The following is a 24,367-nucleotide window of genomic DNA, read 5'->3' as shown; positions in this document are numbered from 1 at the left end:
CCCAGCCCCGCCGCAACGGCGGGGCTGCTTGCTGCAGATCAGCGAAACCTCCGCTTACAACCCCTCTCGCAACCTTTGCGCCTAAGCTGTGTCGGATGACGCCCGTTCTATCCGGAAGGAATCCGTCGATGAAGCTCACCGCCCTCCCCCTCCTGTTCATGACCGGCGTGCTTGCCGCCTGCGCCTCGAATTCGCCTTCGCAGAGCGCCTCGCTCAGTGGCGAGGTGTTCTATCTGCAGCGCATTGCGTTGCCGCCGGGGGCACAGGTTTCGGTGAGCCTGCAGGATGTTTCCCTGGCCGATGCGCCGGCCGTGGAGCTGGCTTCGCAGACGCTGCCCGGCGGGCAGCAGGTGCCGGTGGCCTTCAAGCTCGATTACGACCCGCAGCGGGTCCAGCCCGGCCACAGCTATGCGGTCAGCGCGCGTATCGAGAATGCCGGCAAGCTGCTGTTCATCAGCACCGAACGCCACAGCGTCAAGCTCGACGGCAGCGATCCGCAGCCGCTGCGAATCCGCGTCGACGCGGTGCGCTGATCCGTCCTCCTGCGGCCGGGTTCCGTTGCCGGCGCGGCCTCGCTAAGCTTGCCCCTTCTTCCTTCGCCGAGACGCTCGGCGAAGGTTCCGCCCTGCCCCACAAGGAATCCCGATGCTGCGTTTCACCGCCCTGCTGGCCGGCGCCCTGTTGTCCGCCAATGCCTTCGCCCTGTCCCTCGCCAACCTCAGCCAGACCGACGCCAGCGGCGGCCTCAAGGATGCCCTGAGCCAGGGCGCGCAGATCGCGGTCAAGCAGTTGGGCAAGCCCGGTGGCTTCACGAACGATCCGGCCGTGCGCATCGAGCTGCCGGGCAAGCTGGGCAAGGCCGCCAAGGTGATGAAGCAATTCGGCATGGGCGCCCAGGTCGACCAGTTGGAAGCCAGTATGAACCAGGCTGCCGAGGCCGCCGTGCCGCAGGCCCAGACGCTGCTGGTGGATGCGGTGAAGAAGATGACCGTGCAGGACGCCAAGGGCATCCTCGCCGGCGGCGACGATTCCGCCACCCAGTACCTGGAACGCAGCAGCCGCGAGCAGTTGCGCCAGCGCTTCCTGCCGATCGTCAAGCAGGCCACCGACAAGGTCGGCCTGGCCAAGCAGTACAACGCCTTCGCCAGCCAAGCCGCGGCTTTTGGCGTGGTCGATGCCAAGGATGCGAATGTCGAGGGCTATGTTACCGAGCAGGCGCTGGATGGGCTGTTCAAGGTGATCGCCCAGCAGGAGAAGGGGATTCGGGAGAATCCGGCGGGGGCTGCTACCAGTTTGGCCAAGAAGGTTTTTGGAGCGCTCTGAGGCCCGCGGAACTCGTAGGAGCGAGCTTGCTCGCGAAGGGTGTTTTTCCGGTTACATCGTCGTATCAGGTGACTCCGCTCCCTCTCCCCAACCCTCTCCCTGAAGGGAGAGGGAGCTGTCCTGAGTAGCCTGGAAGGTAGGCGCCATCCTGCGGTGTCGTTTGTGGCTGCAAGTACCGTTCGCGAGCAAGCTCGCTCCTACAGGGTTGTCCCGGACCCTAGGGCGTATGACCGCGAACGGTCATACGCCCTACGCAGGTTCCTTCTTCACCCTGAACCAGGCCGCATACAGCGCCGGCAGGAACAGCAGGGTCAACGCCGTGGCGACGATCAGCCCGCCCATGATGGCCACCGCCATGGGCCCGAAGAACGCGCTGCGCGACAGCGGGATCATCGCCAGCACCGCCGCCAGCGCGGTCAGCACTATGGGGCGGAAGCGCCGCACCGTGGCCTCGATGATGGCGTGCCAGCGGTCCAGGCCGTGAGCGATGTCCTGCTCGATCTGGTCCACCAGGATCACCGAGTTGCGCATGATCATCCCGGCCAGGGCGATGGTGCCGAGCATGGCGACGAAGCCGAAGGGCTTGTGGAACACCAGCAGGAACAGGGTCACGCCGATCAGCCCCAGGGGCGCGGTGAGGAACACCATGGCCATGCGCGAGAAGCTGCGCAGCTGGATCATCAGCAGGGTCATCACAACCACCAGGAACAGCGGGATGCCGGCGTTCACCGAGTTCTGCCCCTTGGCCGAATCCTCCACCGTGCCGCCCACTTCCAGCAGGTAGCCGTCCGGCAGCTCGGCGCGGATCGGATCGAGGGTCGGGGAAATCTGCTTGACCAGGGTGGCCGGCAGCGAGTCGTCGTAGATGTCCGCGCGCACGGTCACCGTCGGCAGGCGGTTGCGCCGCCAGATGATGCCTTCCTCGAAGCCGTACTCCAGGGTCGCCACCTGCGACAGCGCCACGCTGCGGCCGTTGTTGGTGGGGATGGCCAGGCTCGGCAGCTGCGACAGGTCCTGGCGCTCGCGGGCGTCGCCGCGCAGGAGGATCTCGATCAGCTCGTTGTCCTCGCGGTAGTAGCTGACGGTGGAGCCGGTCAGCGAGCTCTGCAGGAACTGCGAGACGTCCTGGGTGCTCACGCCCAAGGCGCGGGCGCGGTCCTGGTCGAGGTTGAGGCGGATGACCTTGCTCGGCTCCTCCCAGTCCAGATGCACGTTCACCACGTGGGGGTTCTCGCGCATCTTCGCCGCGACCTTGCGCGCCAGCTCACGCACTTGCTGGATGTGCTCGCCGGACACCCGGAACTGCACCGGGTAGCCCACCGGCGGACCGTTCTCCAGGCGGCTGATGCGGCTGCGCAGCGTGGGGAAGTCCTCGGCCATGCGCTGGATCAGCCACTGGCGCACCTCCTCGCGGCCCTTCAGGTCCTTGGCCAGCACCACGAACTGGGCGAAGCTCGCCGCCGGCAGCTGCTGGTCCAGCGGCAGGTAGAAGCGCGGCGAGCCGGTGCCGACGTAGGCCACGTAGTTCTCGATGCCCGGATGCTCGGCGAGCAGCTTCTCCAGGCGCTTGACCTGCTCGGCGGTGGCGGCCAGCGAGTCGCCCTCGGCCAGCTTCAGGTCCACCAGCAGCTCCAGGCGCACCGACGGCGGGAAGAACTGCTGCGGTATCAGGCGGAAGGCGGCGATGGAGCCGACGAAGGCCAGCAGGGTCAGGACGATCACCGTCTTGTTGTGGCGCACGCACCACTCCACCAGGCGCCGGAAGTGCTGGTAGAAGCCCGTCGAGTAAGGGTCGTGGCCCTTGTCGCTGCCGCCGTGCTTTTCCGCATGGCGCTTGGCCAGGTCCGGCAGCAGCTTGGCGCCCAGGTAGGGCACGAACATCACCGCGGCCACCCAGGACACCAGCAGCGCGATGGTCACCACCTGGAACAGCGAGCGGGTGTATTCGCCGGTGCCCGACTGCGCGGTGGCGATCGGCAGGAAGCCGGCGGCGGTCACCAGGGTGCCGGTGAGCATCGGGAAGGCGGTGCTGGTCCAGGCGAAGCTGGCCGCCTTGAGGCGGTCGTAGCCCTGCTCCATCTTCACCGCCATCATCTCCACGGCGATGATCGCGTCGTCCACCAGCAAGCCCAGCGCCAGCACCAGCGCGCCGAGGGAAATCTTGTGCAGGCCGATGTCGAAGTAGCGCATGCAGACGAAGGTCATCGCCAGCACCAGCGGGATCGACAGCGCCACCACCAGGCCGGTGCGCAGGCCCAGGGAGAAGAAGCTCACCAGCAGCACGATGACCAGCGCCTCGGCCAGCACCCGGACGAACTCGCCCACGCCTTCGCGCACGGCGGCCGGCTGGTCGGACACCTTGCGCAGCTCCATGCCCGCCGGCAGGTTCTGCTGCAGGCGGTGGAACTCGTTTTCCAGCGCCTTGCCCAGCACCAGGATGTCGCCGCCGTCCTTCATCGCCACGGCGATGCCGATGGCGTCCTCGCCCATGAAGCGCATGCGCGGCGCCGGCGGGTCGTTGAAGCCGCGGTGCACCTCGGCCACGTCGCCGATGCGGAAGGTGCGGTCGCCCACGCGGATGGGGAACTGGCGGATGTCCTCCACCGAATCGAAGCGCCCGGACACCCGCAACTGCACGCGGTCGCTGGCGGTCTCGAAGAAACCGGTGGCGCTCACCGCGTTCTGCTCCTCCAGGGCCTTCTGCACCGCGGCCAGGGGCAAGCCGAGGGTGGCCAGCTTGGTGTTCGACAGGTCGATCCAGATCTTCTCGTCCTGCAGGCCGACCAGCTCGACCTTGCCGACGTCCTTGATGCGCTGCAGCTGCAGCTGGATGCGGTCGGCGTAGTCCTTCAGCACCGCGTAGTCGAAGCCCTTGCCGGACAGCGCGTAGATATTGCCGAAGGTGGTGCCGAACTCATCGTTGAAGAACGGCCCCTGGATGCCCTGCGGCAGGGTGTAGCGGATGTCGCTGACCTTCTTGCGGATCTGGTACCACAGCTCGGGGATGTCCCTGGACTTGAAGTCCTCGCGGGCGACGAAGGTCACCTGCGACTCGCCCGGGCGCGAGAAGGAGACGATGCGGTCGTAGTCGCCGGTCTCCATCAGCTTCTTCTCGATGCGCTCGGTGACTTGGCGCGAGACTTCCTCGGCGGTGGCGCCGGGCCAGTTGGTCTTGACCACCATGGCCTTGAAGGTGAAGGGCGGGTCCTCGCTCTGGCCGAGCTTGGTGTAGGACAGCGCCCCGGCGATGCCCAGCAGCAGCATCAGGAACAGTACGATCGGTCGGTTCTGCAGGGCCCAGGCGGAGAGGTTGAAGCGCATCCTGCGTCACTCCTTCGCCAGCAGCTTGACCGAACGGTTCTCGCGGTCGACCGGGCGTACCTGCTGGCCTTCGCGCAATACCTGGACGCCCGCGGCGACCACCCAGTCGTCGGGCTGCAGCCCTTCGAGCACCGGCACCCGGTCCTCGGTGTAGGGCCCGATGCGCACCGGCCGGCGGTGCAGGCTGGCATCCTTCGGGTCGACCACCCAGACGAACGGCTGGCCGCCCTCGGCGCTCACCGCCGCCAGCGGCACGGCCAGGGGCACGGCGCCCTCGCTGTGGATGTACACGCGGGCGCTCTGGCCCAGCTCGGCCGGCACCTTGGCATCGTCGAAGGCCACCCGCGCGGCGAAGGTGCGCGACTGCGGATCGGCGGCCGGCGACAGTTCGCGGATGTGGCCGCTGAAGCGCTTGTCCGGCTGCGACCACAGCTCGACGCTGACGCCTTCGCCTATGCGGAAGCGTTCTATGGCGTGTTCGGGGAAGCTGATCAACACCTCGCGGTCGCCATCGGCGGCCAGGGTGAAGACCGTCTGCCCGGCGGCCACCACCTGCCCCACTTCGACGCGCCGCGCCGAGATCACCCCGTCCTGCGGAGCGCGCAACACGGCGTAGTCGGCCTGGTTGCGCGCCACGTCGTACTCGGCGCGCACCTGCTTCATGCGCGCCTCGCCGGCGCGGTAGGTGTTCTCGATGTTGTCGAACTGCGACTGGCTGACCAGCTTGCGCTCCAGCAGCACCTTGTAGCGCTGGTATTCCGAACGCACGGTCTGCAGGTTGGCCTCGGCGGCGGCGACCTGGGCGCGGTTGGCCTCCAGCTGCAGGCGCACGTCCTCGGGGTCCAGTTCGGCCAGCGGCTGGTCGCGGCGCACGCGCTCGCCGGTCTCCACCAGGCGCTTGGCCACCTTGCCGCCGATGCGGAACGCCAGCTCCGGCTCGTGGCGGGCGCGCACCTCGCCCGGGTAGGCCTCGGTGACCGAACGCGCCAGCTGCGGCTGCACGACCATGGCCGGGCGCAGCGCCGGCTTGGCAGGTTCGCCGTTGCCGCAGGCAGCTAGGGTCAGGGAGAAGGCGAGAGGGACAGCGACGGACAAGGCATGGCGGAACATGATGTATGACCTTTCGCAAAACGCAGTTGAATTCTTATACTCGGCGGTATAGTAAGAATACAAAACCGACCAGTCCAGTATTTGAAGCGAAAATAAAATGTCCCAGCCTTCCATCCCCAACGGCCCCGGCCGCCCCAAGGACCCGGCCAAGCGCCAGGCGATCCTCGAAGCCGCCAAGGAACTGTTCGTGCGCAACGGCTACGACGGCAGCAGCATGGAAGCCATCGCCGCCGAGGCCGGGGTTTCCAAGCTCACCGTGTACAGCCATTTCACCGACAAGGAGACGCTGTTCTGCGAGGCGGTGCAGGCCAAGTGCGCCGAGCAGGTGCCGGAGCTGTTCCACGAACCGCCGGCCGACGCGCCCACGCGCGAGCTGCTGCTGAACATCGCGCGCGGCTTCAACCGCCTGATCAACAGCCCCGAGGCCATCGCCCTGAGCCGCCTGATGATCGCCCAGGGCGGGCAGAACCCGGCGCTGTCGCAGATGTTCTTCGACGCCGGCCCGCAGCGCGTGCTGGACCAGATGCAACGGCTGATCGCCCAGGCCCAGCGCAAGGGCGAACTGCGCGAGGGCGACGCACGCAACGCCGCCGAGCACTTTCTGATGCTGGTACAGGGCTGCGTGCACTTCCGCCTGCTGATCGGCTGCGCCGAGCTGCCGCCGGTGGAGGAGAGCGAAAGGCATGTGCAGGAGGTGGTGGAGTTGTTTTTGCGGGCTTATCGGCCTTGAGGCGTATGCCGTAGGCGCTTCTCCTGTAGGAGCGAGCTTGCTCGCGAACGGTGCTCACCCGGGACCTCGATGTCAGTGCTTTACTCCGCTCCCTCTCCCTAACCCTCTCCCTGAAGGGAGAGGGGACCGTTGGGCAGACACGGATATTCTGGAGTTCGCCGGCAACTCCAGCGGTTCCGGCTGAAACCACTCCTTCTCTCGGCACGGACAAGCCCCCTCTCCCTTCAGGGCGGGGCGCGCAGCCGAGGGCTGGGGAGAGGGGACGGACTTCGACCTCGCTCTGGAGCAAGGCCTGACACCATTGTTCGCGAGCAAGAGCTAGGCGCCCCCTCGCTCCTACGAAAAGCCCCTCCGCTCAGAGCTTGAGCGACTTCAACGGATAGATGTCATACCGGCTCGACTTCCCTTCCAGGCTGTAGCTCGGCTTGGCGCCCTCGATGATCGGCGCCTTGCGCGGGCGCTTGACCACCACGCGGTGGCTGGCCAGGGCCAGGGCCGCCTGGAGCAGCGCCGGGGCGTCCATGTCGTCGCCCACCAGGGGGCGGAACAGGCGCATTTCCTTTTTCACCAGGGCGCTCTTGTCGCGGTGCGGGAACATGGGGTCGAGGTAGATCACCTGGGGCGCCTCGCCCTGCCAGGCGCCCATCAGGTCGATGGCGTTGCCCTGGCGCAGTTGCATGCGCGCCACTATCGGCGCCACTTCCAGGTCTCGCGCCGCGCGGGCCAGGCCATCTTCCAGCAGGGCGGCGATCAGCGGTTGGCGCTCGATCAGCTGCATCTCGCAGCCCAGGGTGGCGAGGACGAAGGCGTCGCGGCCCAGGCCGGCGGTAGCATCGAGCACATGTGGCCGCACACCCGGCTGCACGCCCACCGCCTTGGCGATCATCTGCCCGCTGCCGCCGCCGAACTGGCGGCGGTGGGCGGCGGCGCCTTCGAGGAAGTCCACGCGCACCGGGCCCGGCGAGTCCGGGCCCAGTTGCAGCAGTTGCAGGCCCTGCTCGCCCAGTTGCAGGGCGAAGTCCGCCGCGCCCTCCTCCGCCAGTTCCAGGCCCAGGCGCCGAGCCCACTGGCCGGCGGCTTCGCGGTAGTGGGGCTCCAGGGCCTGGACGATGATGCGGGGAGTGTCTGCGCTGGCGCTCATGCGGGTCGATCCGGTGCAAAAGCGCCGATTCTACCGCAGGCCCCGGCTCAGCGCCGGAACAGCGCGTTGAGGCGGGCGAAGGGCATGCCTTCCTGGGTCGCCTCCAGGCGCCCGCCGGCCAGTTCGCTGGCGGCGTGGAAGAAGGCGCCGTAGGCCACCCGCGCCAGCGACGAACCCAGGCTGATGCGCTTCACGCCCAGCTCGGCCAGGTCGCTCAGCGACAGTTGCAGAGCCGGCGAGCCGACCAGCACGTTCACCGGCCGCGGCGCCACCGCGCGTACCACCGCGTCAATCTGCTCGCGGGTGGTCAGCCCAGGCGCGTAGAGCACGTCGGCGCCGGCCTCGGCGAAGGCCACCAGGCGGCGGATGGTGTCGTCCAGGTCGTCGCGGCCGTGCAGCAGGTTCTCCGCGCGGGCCGCCAGGGTGAAGGGGAATTCCAGCGAGTGCGCGGCCTGCACTGCCGCGCGCACACGTTCCACCGCCAGTTCGAAGGGATAGATGGGATCGTCCGGGCGGCCAGTGGCGTCCTCGATGGAGCCGCCCACCAGACCGATGCTGGCGGCCAGGCGGATAGTCGCCACGCAGTCCTCGGGCGCGTCGCCGTAGCCGTTCTCCAGGTCGGCGGCCACCGGCAGCGGCGTCGCTTCGACGATGGCGCGGGCATTGGCCAGGGCTTCCTCGCGGCTCACCTCGCCTTCGGCGTCGCAGCGGCCGAGAGCGAAGGCCAGGCCGGCGCTGGTGGTGGCCAGGGCCTCGAAGCCCAGCCCGGCGAGCATCTTCGCCGAGCCGGCGTCCCAGGGGTTGGGCAGGACGAACAGGCCGTCGCGGCGGTGCAGGGCCTGGAAGGCCAGGCCGCGTTCGTGTTGGGTGGTCATGGGGGCGCTCTCCGTGCGAATGGGAGCTTGCAGGTTAGCGCAACCGCGGCCTCATAGCAGGCCCAGTTGCTCCACTTCCGGCTGCGGCAGTTGCAACGCCGGCAGCCCCGGCAGGCGCTCGGCCAGCAGGGCGTGGAAGCGCTGCGCCTGCTCGGCGGCGCGGTGGTTGTCCGGGGTGTGGAGGAACACGTGGGGCGTCAGGCCGTCCTCGATCCAGCCGGCCACCTTGTCCACCCAGGGCGCCAGGTAGGCCTGGTTGGCGTCCAGGTCCGGCCCGCCGATGAAGCGCACCTGCGGGCTATCGCTGAAGGCCGCCGGGCGCACCGGAATCCTCGGTTTCTTCGACTGCGCATGGCGCACCGCCGGGTCGTCGGACTGGCAGGCGAACAGCGCCCGCGAATCCAGGCAGATGCGTTCCACGCCGCGTTCATGGAGCAGACGGTTGAGCAGCCGCTCCTCCTCGCCTTTGTCGAAGAACGCCGGGTGGCGCACTTCCACGGCGATGCGCCGGGCGCCGAACTCGTCCAGCCAGGCGGCCAGCTCGCCCAGGCGCTGCGGGCCGAAGCCGGCGGAAAGCTGCAGCCACAGCGGGCTCACCCGGTTGCCCAGCGGCACCAGCAGGTCGAGGAAGTCGCGTGTGGCGCCGAACTGCTCGCGCAAATCGCCTTCGTGGCTGATGTCGCGGGGCAGCTTGGCGCAGAAGTGGAAGTCCGCCGGCATGGTCTGCGCCCAGCGCTGCAACGTGTCGGCGCTGGGCCGGGCATAGAAGGTGGTGTTGCCCTCCACCGCGTTGAACACCTGGCTGTAGAAGCCCAGGGTGTCGGCCGGGCGCAGGTCGGCGGGGTAGAAGCTGCCGCGCCAGGCGGGCTCGTTCCACGACGGGCAGCCCAGGTAGTACGGCAGGCCCATCAGGCGTAGAGGTCGATGCCCAGCACTTCCGGGGCGTCGTAGCCGCCCAGCGGCAGGTTGGCGGTGCTGCTGTAGCTGGCCAGGGCCTGGGCGGCGCGGTTGCTGACCGGGCGCTGGTAGGCCAGGACGTCGCTGAGGACGATGGGCAGGCTGCCGCTGCCGGCGTTGCCCGGCTCCACGTAGCGCGTCTGCGCCTGCTGTTCCAGGCCCTGGCTGGCGGCCACCGAGGCCGGCTGCTCGCGACGCGCCTCGGCCTCGCGCATGACCTCGCGATAAGGCGTGACCGCGGTGCCGGGGCGGCTGCCGGAGTCGGGCGTGATGGAGTAGCTGGACAGGCCGTCGATGCGCATGTTCAGGGCTCAGCGGGTAAGGATTTCACTCTAGCGAGCGTCCAGGAGCTTGGCAATCGCCGGTCAGCCGGCCTTGGGCGTGGCGACGTTGTCGCGCAGGTAGACCGGCTGCGCCTGGTCCGCCGGCACGGCATCGCCGCGTTCCCAGGCGAACAACGCCAGGTCCAGCAGGTCTTCGGCGTTGGGCAGCAGGCTGGCGTCCTCGGCCCGGACCTTAACCGCCAGGCGCTCGCGGTAGCCCCAGCCGGTGCCGGCGCCGAACCAGTCGCCCTCGGCGTCGCGCGGCAGCGCCACCTTTTCCGGCGGCAGCACCGCCTCGGCGCCGGCCAGGCGCATCTCGCCCTGCTCCAGGCGGTAGCAACCCCAGTAGACCTCGTCCATGCGCGCGTCGATGGCGGCCGCTACCTGGCTGGCGCCGTGCTCGCGGTGGGCGCGCTGGGCCAGCACGGCGAGGTCGGAGATCGGCAGCACCGGCTTGTCCAGGGCGAAGGCCAGGCCCTGCACCACGCCGATGGCGATGCGCACGCCGGTGAAGGCGCCGGGGCCGCGGCCGAAGGCGATGGCGTCCACCGCGCCCAGGGCGATGCCGGCCTCGTCGAGCAGTTCCTGCACCATGGGCAGCAGGCGCTTGGCGTGCAGCCGCGGGATCACCTCGTGGCGGCTGAAACGCCGGCCGTCGTGCAGCAGGGCGACGGAGCAGGCTTCGGTGGAGGTGTCCAGGGCCAGCAGGGTGGGCATCGGGGTCTTCCGGCAAGCTGAAAAAGGGCGGGCATTATAAACGCCAAAGGCCCGCAAGCGGGCCTCTGGTGCAGGTCGGGCGGCGACTCAGCTGAGCGCGGCCAGGACCTTGGCGGTAATCTGGTCCACCGAGCCGACGCCTTCGACGCGGCTGTACTTCGGGGTGCCTTCGACGGCGGCCAGCTTCTGGTAGAAGTCGACCAGCGGCTTGGTCTGGGTGTGGTAGACCGACAGGCGGTGGCGCACGGTCTCTTCGCGGTCGTCTTCGCGCTGGATCAGGTCTTCGCCGGTGACGTCGTCCTTGCCGGCGACTTTCGGCGGGTTGTGCTCGACGTGGTACACGCGGCCGGAAGCCGGGTGCACGCGGCGGCCGGCCATGCGGCTGACGATCTCTTCGTCGTCGACGGCGATCTCGATCACGTGGTCGATGCTCACGCCGGCTTCCTTCATGGCCTCGGCCTGGGGAATGGTGCGCGGGAAACCGTCGAACAGGAAGCCGTTGGCGCAGTCGGGCTGGGCGATGCGCTCCTTGACCAGGTTGATGATCAGGTCATCCGAAACCAGGCCGCCGGCATCCATCACGCTCTTGGCCTGCAGGCCCAGCTCGGTGCCGGCCTTGACCGCTGCGCGCAGCATGTCCCCGGTGGAGATCTGCGGAATGCTGAACTTCTCGGTGATGAAGCGAGCCTGAGTACCTTTGCCGGCACCGGGCGCCCCGAGCAGAATCACACGCATCGATATGCTCCTTAGTCTTGTTGAAAGCGAAATCCCGGATCTGCCTTATGGGGCCTATCTGAACATGCTTGAAATGGCGCAGGAATACGCCGAAAGGCTGATCAAGATACACAGCGCACCCTGAGCGCACAAGCCACCGGAAAGTCGTGGCCGGGGCCGCTCAACCGGTGTTGCGCAGCCCCGCGGCGATGCCCGCCACCGTCACCAGCAGGGCCTGTTCCAGACCGCCGCAGGCGTCGCCTTCGCAGCGTCTGGAACGGGCCAGCAGCTCCGCCTGGAGCAGGTGCAGCGGGTCCAGGTAGATGTTGCGCACGGCGATCGATTCGCGCGTCTCGGTGGCCTGCGCCAGCAGGCGCTGCTGGCCGGTCAGGCCGAGCACCACGCGCAGCGCCTGCGACAATAGGTCGCGTAAATGCGCACCTAATGGTCGCAGTTCCGATTGCACCAGACGTTCGTCGTAGAGCTGGGCGATTTCGCCGTCGGCCTTGGCCAGGACCATCTCCAGCATGTCGATGCGCGCGCGGAAGAACGGCCACTGCTCGCGCATGCGCTGCAGCAGGGCGCCCTCGCCGCGGTCGATGGCGTTGAACAGCGCGCTCTCCCAGCCCAGCCAGGCCGGCAGCATCAGCCGCGTCTGCGTCCAGGCGAAGATCCACGGGATGGCCCGCAGGCTCTCGATGCCGCCCTGGCGGCGCTTGGCCGGGCGGCTGCCCAGGGGCAGGCGGCCGAGTTCCTGTTCCGGCGTGGCCTCGCGGAAGTAGTCGACGAACTGCGGCGTCTCGCGCACCACCTGGCGGTAGGCGGCCAGGGAATCGGCGGCCAGGCGCTGCATTTCCTCGCGCCAGGCCGGCTCCGGCGCCGGTGGCGGCAGCAGCGTGGCCTCCAGCACCGCGGCCAGGTAGAGGTCGAGGTTCTGCCGGGCGATGCCGGGCAGGCCGAACTTGAAGCGGATCATCTCGCCCTGTTCGGTGGTGCGGAAGCGCCCGGCCACCGAGCCCGGCGGCTGCGAGAGGATGGCCGCGTGGGCCGGGCCGCCGCCGCGCCCGACGGTGCCGCCGCGGCCATGGAACAGCAGCAGCTCGACGCCATGGGCGCGGCAGATGTCCACCAGCGCTTCCTGGGCGCGGTACTGTGCCCAGGCGGCGGCCAGGGTGCCGGCGTCCTTGGCCGAGTCGGAGTAGCCGATCATCACTTCCTGCGGCCCGGCCAGGGCCTCGCGGTAGGCGTCCAGGCCGAGCAGGCGGTCGATGCAGGGGCCGGCGTTGTCCAGGTCGTCGAGGGTTTCGAAGAGTGGCACCACGCGTAGCGGCCGGCGCAACCCGCACTCCTTGAGCAGCAGTTGCACCGCCAGCACGTCGGACGGCTGGCCGGCCATGGAGATGACGTAGGAACCCAGCGAGGCCGCCGGCGCGGCAGCCGCCACGCGGCAGGTGGCCAGGACTTCGGCGGTGTCGGCGCTGGCCTGGTAGTCCGCCGGCAGCAGCGGGCGATGGTTGCCCAGCTCCTCCAGGAGGAATTCCTGGCGCACCGCCTCGTCCCACTCCTGGTAGCGGCCCAGGCCCAGGTACTCGGTGATTTCGCTCAGGGCGGCGGCGTGGCGGCTGGAGTCCTGGCGGATGTCCAGGCGCGTCAGGAACAGGCCGAAGGTGGCGGCGCGGCGCAGGCTGTCGAGCAGCGCGCCGTCGGCGATCACGCCCATGCCGCAGGCGTGCAGCGAGCGGTGGCACAGCTCCAGCGGCGCCAGCAGCTCGCGGTTGTCCTGCAGCACCGCCTCGGGTGCAACCTCGTCTTCGCTCAGCGCGCGCTGGGCCCAGGCCCGCGTGGCGCGCAGGCGTTCGCGCAGTTGCTTGAGCAGGGCGCGGTAGGGTTCGGCCACCTCGCCGGTTTCCGCCAGCAGTTCCTCGCTGGCCTGCTGCATGGAGAGGTCGGCGGCCAGGCTGTCGACGTCGCGCAGGTAGAGGTCGGCGGCCATCCAGCGCGCCAGCAGCAGCACCTCGCGGGTGACGGTGGCGGTGACGTTGGGGTTGCCGTCGCGGTCGCCGCCCATCCAGGAGGCGAAGCGGATGGGCGCGGCCTGCAGCGGCAGGCGCTGGCCGGTGCAGCTTTGCAGGGTCTCGTCGACGTGGCGGAGGAAGTCGGGCACGGCGTGCCAGAGGGAATGCTCGATCACCGCGAAGCCCCACTTGGCCTCGTCAACCGGCGTTGGCCGGGTGCGGCGGATCTCGTCGGTGTGCCAGGCTTCGGCCACCAGCCGGCGCAGGCGCGTGTCCACCTGCTCGCGCTCTTCGGGGAGCAGGTCGGTGTGGTCCTTGGCCGCCAGTTGCGCGGCCATGGCGTCGTATTTCTGGATCAGGGTGCGCCGCGCCACTTCGGTGGGGTGCGCGGTGAGCACCAGTTCGATGTCCAGCTGCGCCACCTGGCGCGCCAGCTCCGCCGGCTCCACGCCGGCCTTGCGCAGGCGCCCCAGCAGCTCGCCGAGCACGCGCTGCTCGAAGGGCTGCGGCTCCTTCGGCCCGCGGCGACGGATGCGGTGGTACTGCTCGGCGATGTTGGCCAGGTTGAGGAACTGGTTGAAGGCCCGCGCCACCGGCAGCAGCTCGTCCTCGCCCAGGCCGTCGAGGGCCGCCGCCAGCTGCCGCGCGCCTTCGGCCGAACCGCGCCGCGCCGCCTTGGCGCCCTGGCGGATCAGCTCGACCTTGTCGAGGAAGGCCTGGCCGTACTGGTTGCGGATGGTCTGCCCGAGCAGTTCGCCCAGCAGGTGCACGTCCTCGCGCAGGCGCGCGTCGATATCCGCCATGGGGGATTCTCCGTGTCTGGTCTTCTTACAGTGCCGTCTGGCGACACCGGCTGACAAGCGTGCGACGAACGCCCGCGATCCTGCTCCGACAGCGTCTAGGCTAGATGTGATCCCGAAGGATTCGGGAAATTCTTCCCGGCGGCTCCAACAGGGCCGTCTTCCCCGCCGGCCACGAGCCGGCCCATGAGGTGAACATGAAGATCCGTGATCTGGTACGCCATTGGGAACAGAACGCCAGGGGACGCATGACCAGCCACAGCTACAGCATCCCGCTGGACGTGGAAACCGCCGCGCGCCTGGCCGCGCTGCACGACATGTACCCCAAGCGCAGCGTCGAGGAACTGCTCGGCGAACTGGTCGGCTCGGCCCTAGAGGAGCTGGAGGCGAGCTTCCCCTACGTGAAGGGGCAGAAGGTGGTGGCGCTGGACGAACAGGGCGACCCGCTCTACGAGGACGTCGGCCCTACCCCGCGCTTCCTGCAGCTGTCGCGCAAGTACCTGCATGAGCTGACGGGGCACAAGGAAGAGCCGAGCCATTCCTGACTGCCGTAGGAGCGGGCCCTGCCCGCGATTTCGCGCGCAGGGCGCGCTCCTACAGGGATATGACGCGGCTGTCGCGGACGGAGCCCTACGGCGAGCCCGGCTTTTCGTAGGAGCGAGCTTGCTCGCGAACGGATTCCGCGGCGGAGTTGGTTCGCGAGCAAGCTCGCTCCTACGAAGAGCAGAGCATCTACCGCCTTCTCTCAATGCCGGCCATGCACCCCGGGCACGTGCAGGTGCCCGGCCTCGGCGCAGGCTTCCGGCACCGCCGAGGGCTCGGCGGGCAGCTGCAGTTCGCGGAGGATGCCGCAGTCCTCGCTGTTGCCGCTGCCGCTGCAGCGGGCGCGCAGCTCCTGCAGTTGCTGGCGCAGCGACTGCAGCTCGGCGATGCGCACTTCCACGTGGTGCAGGTGCTCGTCGATCAGCCGGTTGGCGGTGCCGCAGTCGGACTCGGGGCGGTCGCGCAGGCCGAGGAGGATGCGGATTTCCTCCTGGGTCATGTCCAGCGAGCGGCAGTGGCGGATGAACGACAGCCGCTCGACGTGGGCGTTGTCGTACTGCCGGTAGTTGCCGCCGGTGCGCGCCGGCTCCGGCAGCAGGCCCTCGCGCTCGTAGTAGCGGATGGTCTCCACCGGGCAGCCGGTCAGTTTCGCCAGTTCACCGATCTTCATCAGCCTTTCCTCCCGGAACCGCTTGACTCTGTAGTTGCTACAGGGTGTGCAATCGCAAGCATACCGTCAAATGGGAAACGACCTGATGACCGACGCCAACAGCCGCCAGCCTGGATGCGGGCCCTGCTGCCACGACCACGCCCCCGCCGCCGTGCATCGCCATGAACACGAGCATGGGCATGACCACCACCACGAGCGCCCGCGCCACGCCGAACCGGCGCTGGGCGCCGCCGCGGCCGCCGCCACCGGTGAGCTGCGCTGGAGCAGCCTGCGCATCGAGGCCATGGACTGCCCCACCGAGGAGCGCTTGCTGCGCGACGCCCTGGGCAAGCTGCCGGCGGTGGAGCAGCTGGAATTCAACCTGATGCAGCGCCTGCTCAAGGTACAGCACCGCTTCGACAGCCTGGAGCCGCTGCAGAAGCTGGTCGCCTCCCTGGGCATGCAGGCCGAGGCCGTGGAAGACGGCCAGCCGCTCGCCAGCGCCCCGGCCAGGCACAAGCCCTGGTGGCCGCTGACCCTGGCCGGGGTGCTGGCGCTGGCCGCGGAAGTCTGCGAATGGTTCGCCCTCGGCCCGCAGTGGCTGGTGGCCGGCCTGGCGCTGGCGGCCATCCTCGGCGCCGGCCTGCCGACCTACCGCAAGGGCTGGATCGCCCTGAAGAACCGCGACCTGAACATCAACGCGCTGATGAGCATCGCCGTGACCGGCGCCATGCTCATCGGCCAGTGGCCGGAAGCGGCCATGGTCGCGGTGCTGTTCGCCATCGCCGAGCTGATCGAGGCGCGCTCCCTGGAACGCGCGCGCAGCGCCATCCGCGGCCTGCTGCAACTGGCCCCGGAACAGGCCACGGTGCTGCGCGACGGGCAGTGGCAGGACGTGCCGGCCAAGTCGGTGGCCGTGGGCGAGCGCGTGCGCGTGCGCCCCGGCGAGCGCATCGCCCTCGATGGAGAGGTGGTCGAGGGCCGCTCCAGCGTCAACCAGGCGCCCATCACCGGCGAGAGCCTGCCGGTGGAAAAGCAGGCCGGTGACCCCCTGTTCGCCGGCAGCATCAACGGCGAGGGCGCGCTGGAGTATGCGGTGAGCCGCGGCGCCGACGACAGCACCCTGGCGCGGATCATCCACGCCGTGGAAGAAGCCCAGGGCTCGCGGGCGCCGACGCAGCGCTTCGTCGACCAGTTCGCGCGCATCTATACGCCGGTGGTGATCCTCATCGCCATCGCCACCGCGCTCATCCCGCCGCTGGCCTTCGGCGGCGCCTGGCTCGACTGGGTGTACCGCGCCCTGGTGCTGCTGGTGATCGCCTGCCCCTGCGCGCTGGTGATCTCCACCCCGGTGACCATCGTCAGCGGCCTGTCGGCGGCGGCGCGCGCCGGCATCCTGATCAAGGGCGGGGTGTTCCTCGAACTGGGCCGCCAACTGCAATGGCTGGCCCTGGACAAGACCGGCACCCTCACCGAGGGCCGCCCGACGCAGACCGATTTCCACGGCCTGCGCGGCGACGAGGCGCGCGCCCGGGTCCTGGCCGCGAGCCTGGCGGCACGTTCCGACCACCCTGTATCCCAGGCCGTGGCCCGCGCCGCCGAGGCCGATGGCCTGGCGCTGTACGGCGTCGACGCGCTGGAGGCCATCCCCGGCCGCGGCGTGAAGGGCCTGGTCGACGGCCGCCTGCACCACCTGGGCAACCATCGCCTGGTGGAGGAACTGGGACTGTGCTCGGCGGCGCTGGAAGCACGCCTCGACGCCCTGGAGCAACAGGGCAAGACCGTCATCGTGCTGCTCGACGACGAAGGCCCGCTGGCCCTGTTCGCCGTGGCCGACGCGGTCAAGCAGACCAGCCGCGAGGCCCTCGTCGAGCTGCACGGCCTGGGCGTGAAGACACTGATGCTGACCGGCGACAACCCGCACACCGCCGCCGCCATCGCCGCCCAGGTGGGCATCGACCAGGCCCGCGGCAACCTGCTGCCCGAGGACAAGCTGCGCGAGGTCGAGCAGCACCAGGCCGGCGGCGCGCGGGTGGGCATGGTCGGCGACGGCATCAACGACGCTCCGGCCCTGGCCCGCGCCGACATCGGCTTCGCCATGGGCGCGGCGGGCACCGACACGGCCATCGAGACCGCCGGCGTGGCGCTGATGGACGACGACCTGCGCAAGCTGCCGCAGTTCATCCGCCTGTCGCGCCGCACCCACGCCGTGCTGGTGCAGAACATCAGCCTGGCGCTGGGCATCAAGGCCGTGTTCCTGGCCCTCACCCTGGCCGGCCTGGGCACGCTGTGGATGGCGGTGTTCGCCGACATGGGCGCCAGCCTGCTGGTGGTGTTCAACGGCCTGCGCCTGCTCCGCCTGCGCTTCTGAAAGCCGCGCCGCAGACATGGCCGCCTCGCCGGGCGGCCATTTTTTTGAACCCTCGGACAAGTCCTCAAGTCCCCAGTAGTACCTGGCCATCACGGGACAACGCCGCAGCGCAGGGCTGCGAACGGCCGGGCCGGGCACCGCCCGCTGAGAATCCGCGTTCCCCAGACGAGAGGACTCGAACAATGGAACTGAAAACACACCAACCCCGCCTCGCCTTCCTGCGCACGGGCCTGCTGGCCGGCCTCGGCGCCCTGGCCCTGGCCGGCTGCGCCGGCAACCCGCCGAGCGAACAGATGGCAGTCACCGAATCGGCGGTGAACGCCGCGGTCAGCGCCGGCGGCCCGCAATACGCGCCGCTGGAGATGAAGACCGCCCAGGACAAGCTCGCCCAGGCGCGCATCACCCTCAACGACAAGGAATACGAGCAGGCCAGGCGCCTGGCCCAGCAGGCCGAATGGGACGCCCGCGTGGCCGAGCGCAAGTCGCAGGCGGTCAAGGCGCAGAACGCCGTCAAGGACGCCCAGCAGGGCGTGATGGAAATCCGCGAGGAAGGGCTGCAGAAGCTCCAGCAGCCACAGCAGTAGGCGCCCTTCCCCATTCCCCCCTCCGGATCATTAAGGACGACAGCCATGCGTAAACTCATCGCCCTCCCCGCCCTCTCCAGCCTGGCGCTGCTGCTGGCCGCCTGCGCCCACGAGCCCAACGCCAACCTGGAGAAGGCCCGCAGCGACTACTCCGCCCTGCAGGCGCAACCCCAGGCCACCCAGCTCGCGGCCCTGGAAACCAAGGACGCCGGCGACTGGCTGGCCAAGGCCGACAAGGCCTACCGTGACGGCGAGAAGCAGCAGGACGTGGACCAGTTGGCCTACCTGACGCAGCAGCGCATCAACCTGGCCAACCAGACCATCGCCCTGAAGAGCGCCGAAGGGCAGCTGCAGAACGCCTCGGCGCAGCGCACCCAGGCCCGCCTGGACGTGCGCACCCAGCAGCTCAAGGAGCTGCAGGCGAAGCAGACCCAGCGCGGCACCCTGGTGACCTTCGGCGACGTGCTCTTCGACCTCGACCGCGCCGACCTCAAGCCCGAGGCCAGCCACAACATCCAGCAGTTGGCCAGCTACCTGCAGCAGAACCCCGAGCGCAAGGTGCTGGTCGAGGGCTACACCGACAGCAGCGGCTCGGCCGGCTACAACCAGGGCCTGTCCGAACGCCGCGCCGACTCGGTGCGCATGGCCCTGCTGGCCCAGGGCGTGGACCCGGCGCGGGTGACCACCCGCGGCTACGGCAAGGACTACCCGGTGGCGAGCAACGCCACATCCTCCGGCCGCGCGCAGAACCGCCGGGTGGAAGTGACCATCTCCAACGACGCCAAGCCGGTGGTGCCGCGGTCGTCGGTGAATAGCGATTACTGACGCGGCTATCCATGTAGGAGCAGACCTTGTCCGCGATAGCCGGAACCACCGGCCCGCTTCGCGGATGAGATCCTACGGTTCCAGGACGCACGGGTTTTCGTAGGATGGCGTTGAGCGAAGCGATACCTATCACCACGGCAGCATGGGTATCGCAAGCTCAACCCATCCTACGAAGAGCGCCTCGGCGCAAGACAGTTGCTCCTACGCCGCCCCACCCGCACCTTTCCCATCGTAGGAGCGCGCCCTGCGCGCGATTCGCGGGCAGGGCCCGCTCCTACAGGTTACTGTGCGACACCTATCCCACCGTAGGAGCGGACCTTGTCCGCGATAGCCGGAACCACCGGCGCGATTCGCGGATGAGATCCGCTCCTACGCTGCCCCACCCGCACCCTTCCCATGTAGGACGATTTCGCGGGCAGGGCCCGCTCCTACATTGCCGGCGAGCACGGCGCAGTCGGCGCCTACGCGCCACCCCGCAGCAGGCGTCGGTAGAGTTCGGCCATGTCTTCGGCGAAAGGCACCAGCAACAGACGTTGCAGGCTGCTGCCGGCGGGGCGCTGGCGGCGCAGTTCGGCGACGGCGATGCTGGCCGCCGCTTCCAGGGGATAACCGTAGATTCCGCAGCTGATGGCGGGGAAGGCGATGCCCTCCAGCTCATGCTCCTCCGCCAACGCCAGGCTGTTGCGGTAGCAGGCGGCGAGCAGGTCCGGCTCGCCGTGGCCGCCGCCGCGCCAGACCGGGCCTACCGTGTGGATGACGTGGGCGGCGGGCAGGCGGAAGCCAGGGGTGATCCTGGCCTCGCCGGTCCTGCAGCCGCCCAGGTTGCGGCAATGGTTCGCCAGTTCCGGGCCGGCGGCGCGGTGGATGGCGCCGTCCACGCCGCCGCCGCCGAGCAGCGAGCTGTTGGCGGCGTTGACGATGGCGTCGATGCGCAGGGTGGTGATGTCGCCCTGCCAGACGTGGATTTCGGGGTTGCTCATGGTCGCGCCCTCCAGGTTGCTCCCAGACTGGCCCCGAAGCATGCCGTCAACGGACTTCCTGCGGGGTTTCCTCGCCGGCGCAGCGCACGGCGTGCTTCTTGTTGTCCACCAGCACGCCGGAGAGGCCCTTCTGGGTGGTGTCGAACAGCACCAGTACGCCGTCGATGCATTGGGCGATCTGGTTGGCCGGCTCCAGCGAGAGTTTCACGTCCTGCCCGGGAATGCTCTTGAGCATGGTGAACTCGGCCAGCAGCAGGGCGTCCTGCTCCTTGGCGAAGTGCAGGTAGCCGTAGTACCAGAGCGTGCCCACGCTGACGATGATGCTGCCGATGGCGGTGAGGATGTACGGGATCATGTTGCGGTCGGTGCTGGTGGTCATGGCTTGCCCTGGGACTGGCTGGCCGGCTCGGCCGGCGGATCGGTGTTGGGGACTTCGGCCAGGCGGCGCAGGCCGCTGAAGTGCTGCGGGTCGTCGAGGAAGCGCAGCATCACTTCGCGCCAGGTCGGTTCGCCGAAGGTTTCCACGTGCCCGCCGCGGGTCAGCTGGAAGACTTTCGGCGGCCGCGCCGCCTTGTACAGGCTCAGGCCGTTGTCCAGGGGCACGATGGTATCGTCGATGCTGTGAAAGAACAGCACGGGTGCGCCAGAAAGTCGCGGCATGGCGCGGATCGCGCTGTCGCCATCGGGCACGAACCAGGACAGCGGAATCTGCAGCGGCCAGGTCAGCCAGGCGGTGCCCAGGGTGTAGCGCGCCACTTCGCGGTAGCTGGCGGGCACGCCGTCGAGCACCACGGCCTTGAGTTGCTTCACCCGCTCGGGATGCAGCGCCAGGTAATGCACGCCCATGGCGCCGCCCAGGCTCTGGCCGAGCAGGATCAGCGGCTTGCCCTGGGCCTCGGGGGCCTTGTCCAGCCAGGCGAAGGCGGCGTCCATGTCCTGGTACACCGCCGGCAGGCTGGGCTCGCCCTGGGAATGGCCGTAGCCGCGGTAGTCGAGCATCAGCACCTGGTAACCCTGCTCCGGCAGCCAGAAGGTGGCCCCCAGGTGCCAGGCCATGTTGCCGCCGTTGCCGTGCAGGTGCAGCACCGTGCCCTTGACCGGCACGCCGGGCTTGGCCGGCAGCCACCAGCCGGCGAGCTTCACGCCGTCGGCGGTGGTGAGGGTGACGTCGCGGTAGTCCAGCTTGGCCCGCGCCGGGGTAATGGCCACGTCGGGGCTGGGGTAGAACAGCAGCGAGCTGCAGCCGCCGAGCAGAAGCAGCAGGGACAGCGCGGCGGCCTTGAAGCGGTGGGTCATGGTCGGGTCATCCTTGGGGCCGGGGATCGCTCCCACACTGGCGGCACAGAAGCGCTTTCGTAGGATGGGACGAGCGGAGCGATTCCCATTGATGGGTATCGCTTCGCTCAACGCCATCCTACGGAGTCCAGGCGGGTCGGCATGGCGTTAGAGGATATTCGCGTAGTCCGCCTCGATGCGGTCCAGGCTCAGGTGGTTGAGGAAGTTGGAGAAGCACATCCAGGCCGACAGCGCGTTGAGGTCGCGGAACTGCGGTGGCAGGTACTTCGGCGGCACCACCAGGCCCTCGTCCACCAGTTGGCGCAGGGTGCGCATATCTTCCAGGGTGGCCTTGCCGCAGAACAGCAGCGGGATCTGCTCCAGCTTGCCCTTGCGCACCGCGAGCTGGATGTAGTTGTAGATGAGGATGAAGCCCTTGAGGTACGACAGGTCCTTGGTGAACGGCAGCCCGCCGGGCGTGGAGCCGCGGAACACCCGGCTGGCGTTCTGGTAGCTGCTTTCCTGGCTGTAGCCCTGCTCGCGGTAGAAGCCGAACACCTCGAGGAAGTCCGCGCCCTCCTCCGCCATGTGGATGGCGCGGGTGCGGTTGGTCAGCTTGCGCAGGCGCGTGGGGTAGGAGGCGAAGGCGATCACTTCCATGAGGATGGCTAGGCCCTCCTGGGTCACGGTGGAGGACGGCGGGCCCTTGGCCAGGAAGGTGCAGATCGGCTGGTTCTGCCCGTTCAGGGTGGTGCCCACGTGCACCAGGCCCTCGTGGACCTCCAGGGCGCGCACGTCGCGCTCGTTGAACATGGCGTCGGCGCGCACCTTGATGTAGTCGGCGCCGGCCGCGGCGTCGGCGACTATACCGTCGGACTCGAACACGCGGATGGTGTCCTCGGCCTCGCCGAAGGTCTTGTTCAGGCGCTCCTGCAGCATGGCCACCGCTTCCTTGGCGGTGAGCGTCTTGGGTTCGTCCTTGAGGTCGCCGCGGTCGGCGATATTGTTCAGGTAGTCCGATAGCATCAGGCCGAGGTCGGCCAGGGTCGGGTCACCGGCGTGGAAGGCGTCGGAGGCCGAGCCGTAGAGTTCCTGGGAGATCAGCCCGAAGTCCTGGGTGCCGCGCGCCTCCAGCATGCGGATGACCATGCGGTACTCGCGGCACATGCGCCGCATGATCTGCCCCACCGGGTTGAACTGGCCGAGCTGGCGGGTGATGTCGCGCTCCAGGTTCTGGAATTCCTGCTTCTTGGCGTTGCCGTCGAAGGCCAGCGGGCGGCCGTCGTAGTAGCCGCGGTCGACCTTGGGCGCGTGCTTGCCGCGGCCCTTGAGGAAGTCCGCGCGCACGCTGTCGTCCCACTTGATGGCATCGAGCACGCGGATCGGCGTCTGCGCCTCCACCAGGCGGTCGGACAGGCCGCGGATGATCTGCTGGTACTCGCTGGGCGTGCTTTTCTTGCGCCGCGGGTTCATGGGCGTTCTCCCGGAGTCACTCGCTGGAAGCGTAGCGCTTCGTTGAAGACTTCGGCGTTGGCGGGCTCGTCCAGGTAGGCCAGGACGTCGCCCAGGGGGCTGGCCACCAGGGCGCCGGCGCCCTGCTCGCTGTCCACCTTCTGGCCCTGCAGGGTGCCCTTGGCCATGGCCTGGAGGATCTGCTCGACGTCCAGCGAGTAGACCACCAGCTCGTCCTTGTCGGTGATCTCGAAGCCGGCCAGCACGTAGTTGCCGCCCTGGCTCTTGGGCAGTTCGACGGACAGGTACCAGCGCTGGCCGTGGTGGACCACGGTGAAGGGCAGGTCCTCGGCGCTGTCGGTGTTGCCGCTGTCGTCGTAGTAGCTGAAGGCGCGGTACAGGCCCTCGCCGGTGCGGCTGATCTCGAGGAACTGTTCCTCGCCGTATTCGTCGATCCGCGACCACTGGCCGAGCAACTGCTTGGGCGCGGCCTCCTTCGCCGGGATCGGCTCCTTGAAGGTCACCAGGCAGCCGCCGAGCAGGAAGATGCTCAACAGCAGCAAGGCGCGCCAGGCTTTCATCGAAGTCTCCTCAGGGGCCGCGGGCGGCACGCCATATGGGGTCGTCGGCGGGCTTCAGAGGCCCAGCACCAGGTACAGGTAGCGGGTCAGGATGGCGCGCATTTCCACGGTGTCCAGGTGCTCCACGCCATCCAGCAGGCCCTGATACTCCATCTGCAGGATGATGGCCGTCAACACCTTGGCGTCCTGTTCCGGCTGCTGCGAGCCGAGCACCTCGAAGAAGTGCACCACGCCCAGGGAGAGGATGCGCCTGTGGCTCTGCGCCAGCTGTTCCAGGCGCGGGTTGAGCAACGCCTCCTGGCGGAACGCCTGCTCGGCCAGCAGGTGCTCGCGGCGCTCGGTGAGCTGCACGCGCACGTACTGGATGGCCAGCTCGGTGATGCGGTCGGCCAGCTCGCGGCGCGCCTCGGGGCTGCCGGTGAGGCCGGCGGCCAGAGCCTGCAGGTCACCCTCGACGCTGGCCCAGAAGGCCGACAGGGCTTCGGCGCTGCGTTCGACGAAGAGCGCGAAGGTGTCGGTGATGAGGTCGTCGATGTCCTTGAAGTAGTAGGTGGTGGCCGACAAGGGCACGTCCGCCTCGGCCGCCACCGCCCGATGCCGCACGGCCCGCACGCCCTCGCGGACGATGATGCGCATGGCCGCGTCGAGGATCGCCTGGCGGCGCTGCTCGCTGCCCTGGCGGGCGGCCTTGCGGCCCTGGTACTGGACACTCTCGGCCACCGCACTGGCGGCCTGGGCGGCGCTGTCTCTGGAAACTGCTCGGGGCACGGTCTTTCCTCCGCTCGCGGGCGATGGCGCATTGTTCGGGCTTTTGCTTGGGGAATCAATTGGGGCGGGGTGCCTCCCGGGTATGTGGGTGCATGAGGTGGCCTCCGCACCCTCTCCCCTGCCCTCTCCCTGAAGGGAGAGGGGGCTTGTCCGTGCCGAGAGGAGGAGTGGTTTCAGTCGGTAATCTCTGTGCTAGCCGGCTAACGCCGAACCCCCCGAACACGCCGAACGGTCCCCTCTCCCTTCAGGGCGGGGCGCGCAGCCGAGGGCTGGGGAGAGGGCGCTCTCAAACCCAGCGCCCAAATCCCCGGCA

At 68.9% G+C, this 24,367-nt stretch carries 23 protein-coding genes; 7 read left to right on the top strand and 16 right to left on the bottom strand.

The window, feature by feature from the left end; translation table 11 throughout:
* Positions 1-128 precede the first annotated feature (128 nt).
* The gene (locus PM1_RS06905) at positions 129-533 is read left to right on the top strand and encodes a YbaY family lipoprotein (RefSeq protein WP_009616558.1); all 405 of its coding nucleotides are present in this window, start codon (positions 129-131) and stop codon (positions 531-533) included.
* 112 nt (positions 534-645) lie between these two features.
* Positions 646-1,323 carry a DUF4197 domain-containing protein gene (locus tag PM1_RS06900; protein WP_009616557.1) on the top strand — a complete coding sequence of 226 codons (678 nt, stop codon included), beginning with the start codon at positions 646-648 and terminating at the stop codon, positions 1,321-1,323.
* Positions 1,324-1,572: 249 nt separating this feature from the next.
* Here the strand turns inward: PM1_RS06900 and PM1_RS06895 are convergent, their stop codons facing one another.
* Both PM1_RS06895 and PM1_RS06890 read right to left on the bottom strand, forming a co-directional pair.
* Positions 1,573-4,644 carry an efflux RND transporter permease subunit gene (locus PM1_RS06895; protein WP_009616556.1) on the bottom strand — a complete coding sequence of 1,024 codons (3,072 nt, stop codon included), beginning with the start codon at positions 4,642-4,644 and terminating at the stop codon, positions 1,573-1,575.
* A 6-nt stretch (positions 4,645-4,650) separates the two neighbouring features.
* Positions 4,651-5,754 carry an efflux RND transporter periplasmic adaptor subunit gene (locus tag PM1_RS06890; RefSeq protein WP_009616555.1) on the bottom strand — a complete coding sequence of 368 codons (1,104 nt, stop codon included), beginning with the start codon at positions 5,752-5,754 and terminating at the stop codon, positions 4,651-4,653.
* Between the two features lie 97 nt (positions 5,755-5,851).
* Here PM1_RS06890 and PM1_RS06885 point away from each other — a divergent pair, with 97 nt between their 5' ends.
* Entirely contained in the window at positions 5,852-6,484 is a 633-nt protein-coding gene (locus PM1_RS06885; protein WP_009616554.1) for a TetR/AcrR family transcriptional regulator, read from the top strand.
* Positions 6,485-6,839: 355 nt separating this feature from the next.
* Here PM1_RS06885 and PM1_RS06880 read toward each other — a convergent pair whose 3' ends face one another.
* The 7 genes from PM1_RS06880 to ppc all read right to left on the bottom strand — a co-directional run bounded on the left by PM1_RS06880 (position 6,840) and on the right by ppc (position 14,029).
* Positions 6,840-7,625, bottom strand: a complete 786-nt coding sequence (locus PM1_RS06880) for a class I SAM-dependent methyltransferase (protein WP_009616553.1) — start codon at positions 7,623-7,625, stop codon at positions 6,840-6,842.
* 47 nt (positions 7,626-7,672) lie between these two features.
* The gene (locus tag PM1_RS06875) at positions 7,673-8,500 is read right to left on the bottom strand and encodes an isocitrate lyase/PEP mutase family protein (RefSeq protein WP_009616552.1); all 828 of its coding nucleotides are present in this window, start codon (positions 8,498-8,500) and stop codon (positions 7,673-7,675) included.
* A gap of 51 nt (positions 8,501-8,551) precedes the next feature.
* A complete protein-coding gene (locus PM1_RS06870; RefSeq protein ID WP_152604465.1) occupies positions 8,552-9,412 on the bottom strand; it encodes a DUF72 domain-containing protein in 861 nt (286 codons plus the stop codon).
* Positions 9,409-9,759 carry a hypothetical protein gene (locus PM1_RS06865; RefSeq protein WP_009616550.1) on the bottom strand — a complete coding sequence of 117 codons (351 nt, stop codon included), beginning with the start codon at positions 9,757-9,759 and terminating at the stop codon, positions 9,409-9,411. Before PM1_RS06865 ends, PM1_RS06870 begins: the two co-directional genes overlap by 4 nt.
* A 63-nt stretch (positions 9,760-9,822) precedes the next feature.
* Positions 9,823-10,497 (bottom strand): tRNA (adenosine(37)-N6)-threonylcarbamoyltransferase complex dimerization subunit type 1 TsaB, encoded by a 675-nt coding sequence (gene tsaB / locus PM1_RS06860; protein ID WP_009616549.1) that lies wholly within the window; start codon positions 10,495-10,497, stop codon positions 9,823-9,825.
* 87 nt (positions 10,498-10,584) lie between these two features.
* The gene (adk, locus tag PM1_RS06855) at positions 10,585-11,232 is read right to left on the bottom strand and encodes an adenylate kinase (protein WP_009616548.1); all 648 of its coding nucleotides are present in this window, start codon (positions 11,230-11,232) and stop codon (positions 10,585-10,587) included.
* A 160-nt stretch (positions 11,233-11,392) separates the two neighbouring features.
* Positions 11,393-14,029, bottom strand: coding sequence for a phosphoenolpyruvate carboxylase (gene ppc, locus PM1_RS06850; protein ID WP_009616547.1), 2,637 nt, complete (start codon positions 14,027-14,029; stop codon positions 11,393-11,395).
* Between the two features lie 194 nt (positions 14,030-14,223).
* Here ppc and PM1_RS06845 point away from each other — a divergent pair, with 194 nt between their 5' ends.
* Positions 14,224-14,571: a hypothetical protein gene (locus PM1_RS06845; RefSeq protein ID WP_009616546.1), complete on the top strand. Its 348-nt coding sequence runs from the start codon at positions 14,224-14,226 to the stop codon at positions 14,569-14,571.
* Positions 14,572-14,771: 200 nt separating this feature from the next.
* On the opposite strand, the gene cadR is transcribed toward PM1_RS06845, so the two are convergent.
* Positions 14,772-15,239 carry a Cd(II)/Pb(II)-responsive transcriptional regulator gene (gene cadR / locus PM1_RS06840; RefSeq protein ID WP_009616544.1) on the bottom strand — a complete coding sequence of 156 codons (468 nt, stop codon included), beginning with the start codon at positions 15,237-15,239 and terminating at the stop codon, positions 14,772-14,774.
* 85 nt (positions 15,240-15,324) lie between these two features.
* On the opposite strand from cadR, the gene PM1_RS06835 reads away from it, so the two are divergent.
* The 3 genes from PM1_RS06835 to PM1_RS06825 all read left to right on the top strand — a co-directional run bounded on the left by PM1_RS06835 (position 15,325) and on the right by PM1_RS06825 (position 18,998).
* Positions 15,325-17,589, top strand: a complete 2,265-nt coding sequence (locus tag PM1_RS06835) for a heavy metal translocating P-type ATPase (protein WP_009616542.1) — start codon at positions 15,325-15,327, stop codon at positions 17,587-17,589.
* A 182-nt stretch (positions 17,590-17,771) separates the two neighbouring features.
* Positions 17,772-18,173, top strand: coding sequence for a DUF4398 domain-containing protein (locus PM1_RS06830; RefSeq protein ID WP_009616540.1), 402 nt, complete (start codon positions 17,772-17,774; stop codon positions 18,171-18,173).
* A 45-nt stretch (positions 18,174-18,218) separates the two neighbouring features.
* Entirely contained in the window at positions 18,219-18,998 is a 780-nt protein-coding gene (locus tag PM1_RS06825; RefSeq protein WP_009616539.1) for an OmpA family protein, read from the top strand.
* Between the two features lie 461 nt (positions 18,999-19,459).
* On the opposite strand, the gene PM1_RS06820 is transcribed toward PM1_RS06825, so the two are convergent.
* From PM1_RS06820 to PM1_RS06795, 6 genes are all read right to left on the bottom strand, one after another.
* Positions 19,460-19,978 (bottom strand): O-acetyl-ADP-ribose deacetylase, encoded by a 519-nt coding sequence (locus PM1_RS06820; RefSeq protein WP_009616538.1) that lies wholly within the window; start codon positions 19,976-19,978, stop codon positions 19,460-19,462.
* Between the two features lie 46 nt (positions 19,979-20,024).
* Entirely contained in the window at positions 20,025-20,357 is a 333-nt protein-coding gene (locus tag PM1_RS06815) for a hypothetical protein (protein WP_009616537.1), read from the bottom strand.
* Positions 20,354-21,274, bottom strand: coding sequence for an alpha/beta hydrolase (locus PM1_RS06810; RefSeq protein WP_043300120.1), 921 nt, complete (start codon positions 21,272-21,274; stop codon positions 20,354-20,356). Before PM1_RS06810 ends, PM1_RS06815 begins: the two co-directional genes overlap by 4 nt.
* A gap of 147 nt (positions 21,275-21,421) precedes the next feature.
* On the bottom strand, positions 21,422-22,726 hold the full coding sequence (locus tag PM1_RS06805) for a flavohemoglobin expression-modulating QEGLA motif protein (RefSeq protein WP_009616535.1): 1,305 nt from the start codon (positions 22,724-22,726) through the stop codon (positions 21,422-21,424).
* Positions 22,723-23,286: a hypothetical protein gene (locus tag PM1_RS06800; protein ID WP_009616534.1), complete on the bottom strand. Its 564-nt coding sequence runs from the start codon at positions 23,284-23,286 to the stop codon at positions 22,723-22,725. Before PM1_RS06800 ends, PM1_RS06805 begins: the two co-directional genes overlap by 4 nt.
* A 54-nt stretch (positions 23,287-23,340) precedes the next feature.
* Positions 23,341-24,054 carry a TetR/AcrR family transcriptional regulator gene (locus PM1_RS06795; RefSeq protein WP_009616533.1) on the bottom strand — a complete coding sequence of 238 codons (714 nt, stop codon included), beginning with the start codon at positions 24,052-24,054 and terminating at the stop codon, positions 23,341-23,343.
* Positions 24,055-24,367 lie beyond the last annotated feature (313 nt).

This window comes from Pseudomonas sp. M1 (genome assembly GCF_022760135.1).
Classification (GTDB): domain Bacteria; phylum Pseudomonadota; class Gammaproteobacteria; order Pseudomonadales; family Pseudomonadaceae; genus Pseudomonas; species Pseudomonas citronellolis.
Note: the sequence above shows the minus strand (reverse complement) of the source record. Positions and strands in the feature narration are given on the sequence as shown.

Bases quoted from the DNA above. Each gene is read 5' to 3' on its own strand.
- PM1_RS06905 (WP_009616558.1), top strand. From the start codon at position 129: ATGAAGCTCACCGCCCTCCCCCTCCTGTTCATGACCGGCGTGCTTGCC.
- PM1_RS06900 (WP_009616557.1), top strand. From the start codon at position 646: ATGCTGCGTTTCACCGCCCTGCTGGCCGGCGCCCTGTTGTCCGCCAAT.
- PM1_RS06895 (WP_009616556.1), bottom strand. From the start codon at position 4,644: ATGCGCTTCAACCTCTCCGCCTGGGCCCTGCAGAACCGACCGATCGTA.
- PM1_RS06890 (WP_009616555.1), bottom strand. From the start codon at position 5,754: ATGTTCCGCCATGCCTTGTCCGTCGCTGTCCCTCTCGCCTTCTCCCTG.
- PM1_RS06885 (WP_009616554.1), top strand. From the start codon at position 5,852: ATGTCCCAGCCTTCCATCCCCAACGGCCCCGGCCGCCCCAAGGACCCG.
- PM1_RS06880 (WP_009616553.1), bottom strand. From the start codon at position 7,625: ATGAGCGCCAGCGCAGACACTCCCCGCATCATCGTCCAGGCCCTGGAG.
- PM1_RS06875 (WP_009616552.1), bottom strand. From the start codon at position 8,500: ATGACCACCCAACACGAACGCGGCCTGGCCTTCCAGGCCCTGCACCGC.
- PM1_RS06865 (WP_009616550.1), bottom strand. From the start codon at position 9,759: ATGCGCATCGACGGCCTGTCCAGCTACTCCATCACGCCCGACTCCGGC.
- tsaB (WP_009616549.1), bottom strand. From the start codon at position 10,497: ATGCCCACCCTGCTGGCCCTGGACACCTCCACCGAAGCCTGCTCCGTC.
- adk (WP_009616548.1), bottom strand. From the start codon at position 11,232: ATGCGTGTGATTCTGCTCGGGGCGCCCGGTGCCGGCAAAGGTACTCAG.
- ppc (WP_009616547.1), bottom strand. From the start codon at position 14,029: ATGGCGGATATCGACGCGCGCCTGCGCGAGGACGTGCACCTGCTGGGC.
- PM1_RS06845 (WP_009616546.1), top strand. From the start codon at position 14,224: ATGAAGATCCGTGATCTGGTACGCCATTGGGAACAGAACGCCAGGGGA.
- cadR (WP_009616544.1), bottom strand. From the start codon at position 15,239: ATGAAGATCGGTGAACTGGCGAAACTGACCGGCTGCCCGGTGGAGACC.
- PM1_RS06835 (WP_009616542.1), top strand. From the start codon at position 15,325: ATGACCGACGCCAACAGCCGCCAGCCTGGATGCGGGCCCTGCTGCCAC.
- PM1_RS06830 (WP_009616540.1), top strand. From the start codon at position 17,772: ATGGAACTGAAAACACACCAACCCCGCCTCGCCTTCCTGCGCACGGGC.
- PM1_RS06825 (WP_009616539.1), top strand. From the start codon at position 18,219: ATGCGTAAACTCATCGCCCTCCCCGCCCTCTCCAGCCTGGCGCTGCTG.
- PM1_RS06820 (WP_009616538.1), bottom strand. From the start codon at position 19,978: ATGAGCAACCCCGAAATCCACGTCTGGCAGGGCGACATCACCACCCTG.
- PM1_RS06815 (WP_009616537.1), bottom strand. From the start codon at position 20,357: ATGACCACCAGCACCGACCGCAACATGATCCCGTACATCCTCACCGCC.
- PM1_RS06810 (WP_043300120.1), bottom strand. From the start codon at position 21,274: ATGACCCACCGCTTCAAGGCCGCCGCGCTGTCCCTGCTGCTTCTGCTC.
- PM1_RS06805 (WP_009616535.1), bottom strand. From the start codon at position 22,726: ATGAACCCGCGGCGCAAGAAAAGCACGCCCAGCGAGTACCAGCAGATC.
- PM1_RS06800 (WP_009616534.1), bottom strand. From the start codon at position 23,286: ATGAAAGCCTGGCGCGCCTTGCTGCTGTTGAGCATCTTCCTGCTCGGC.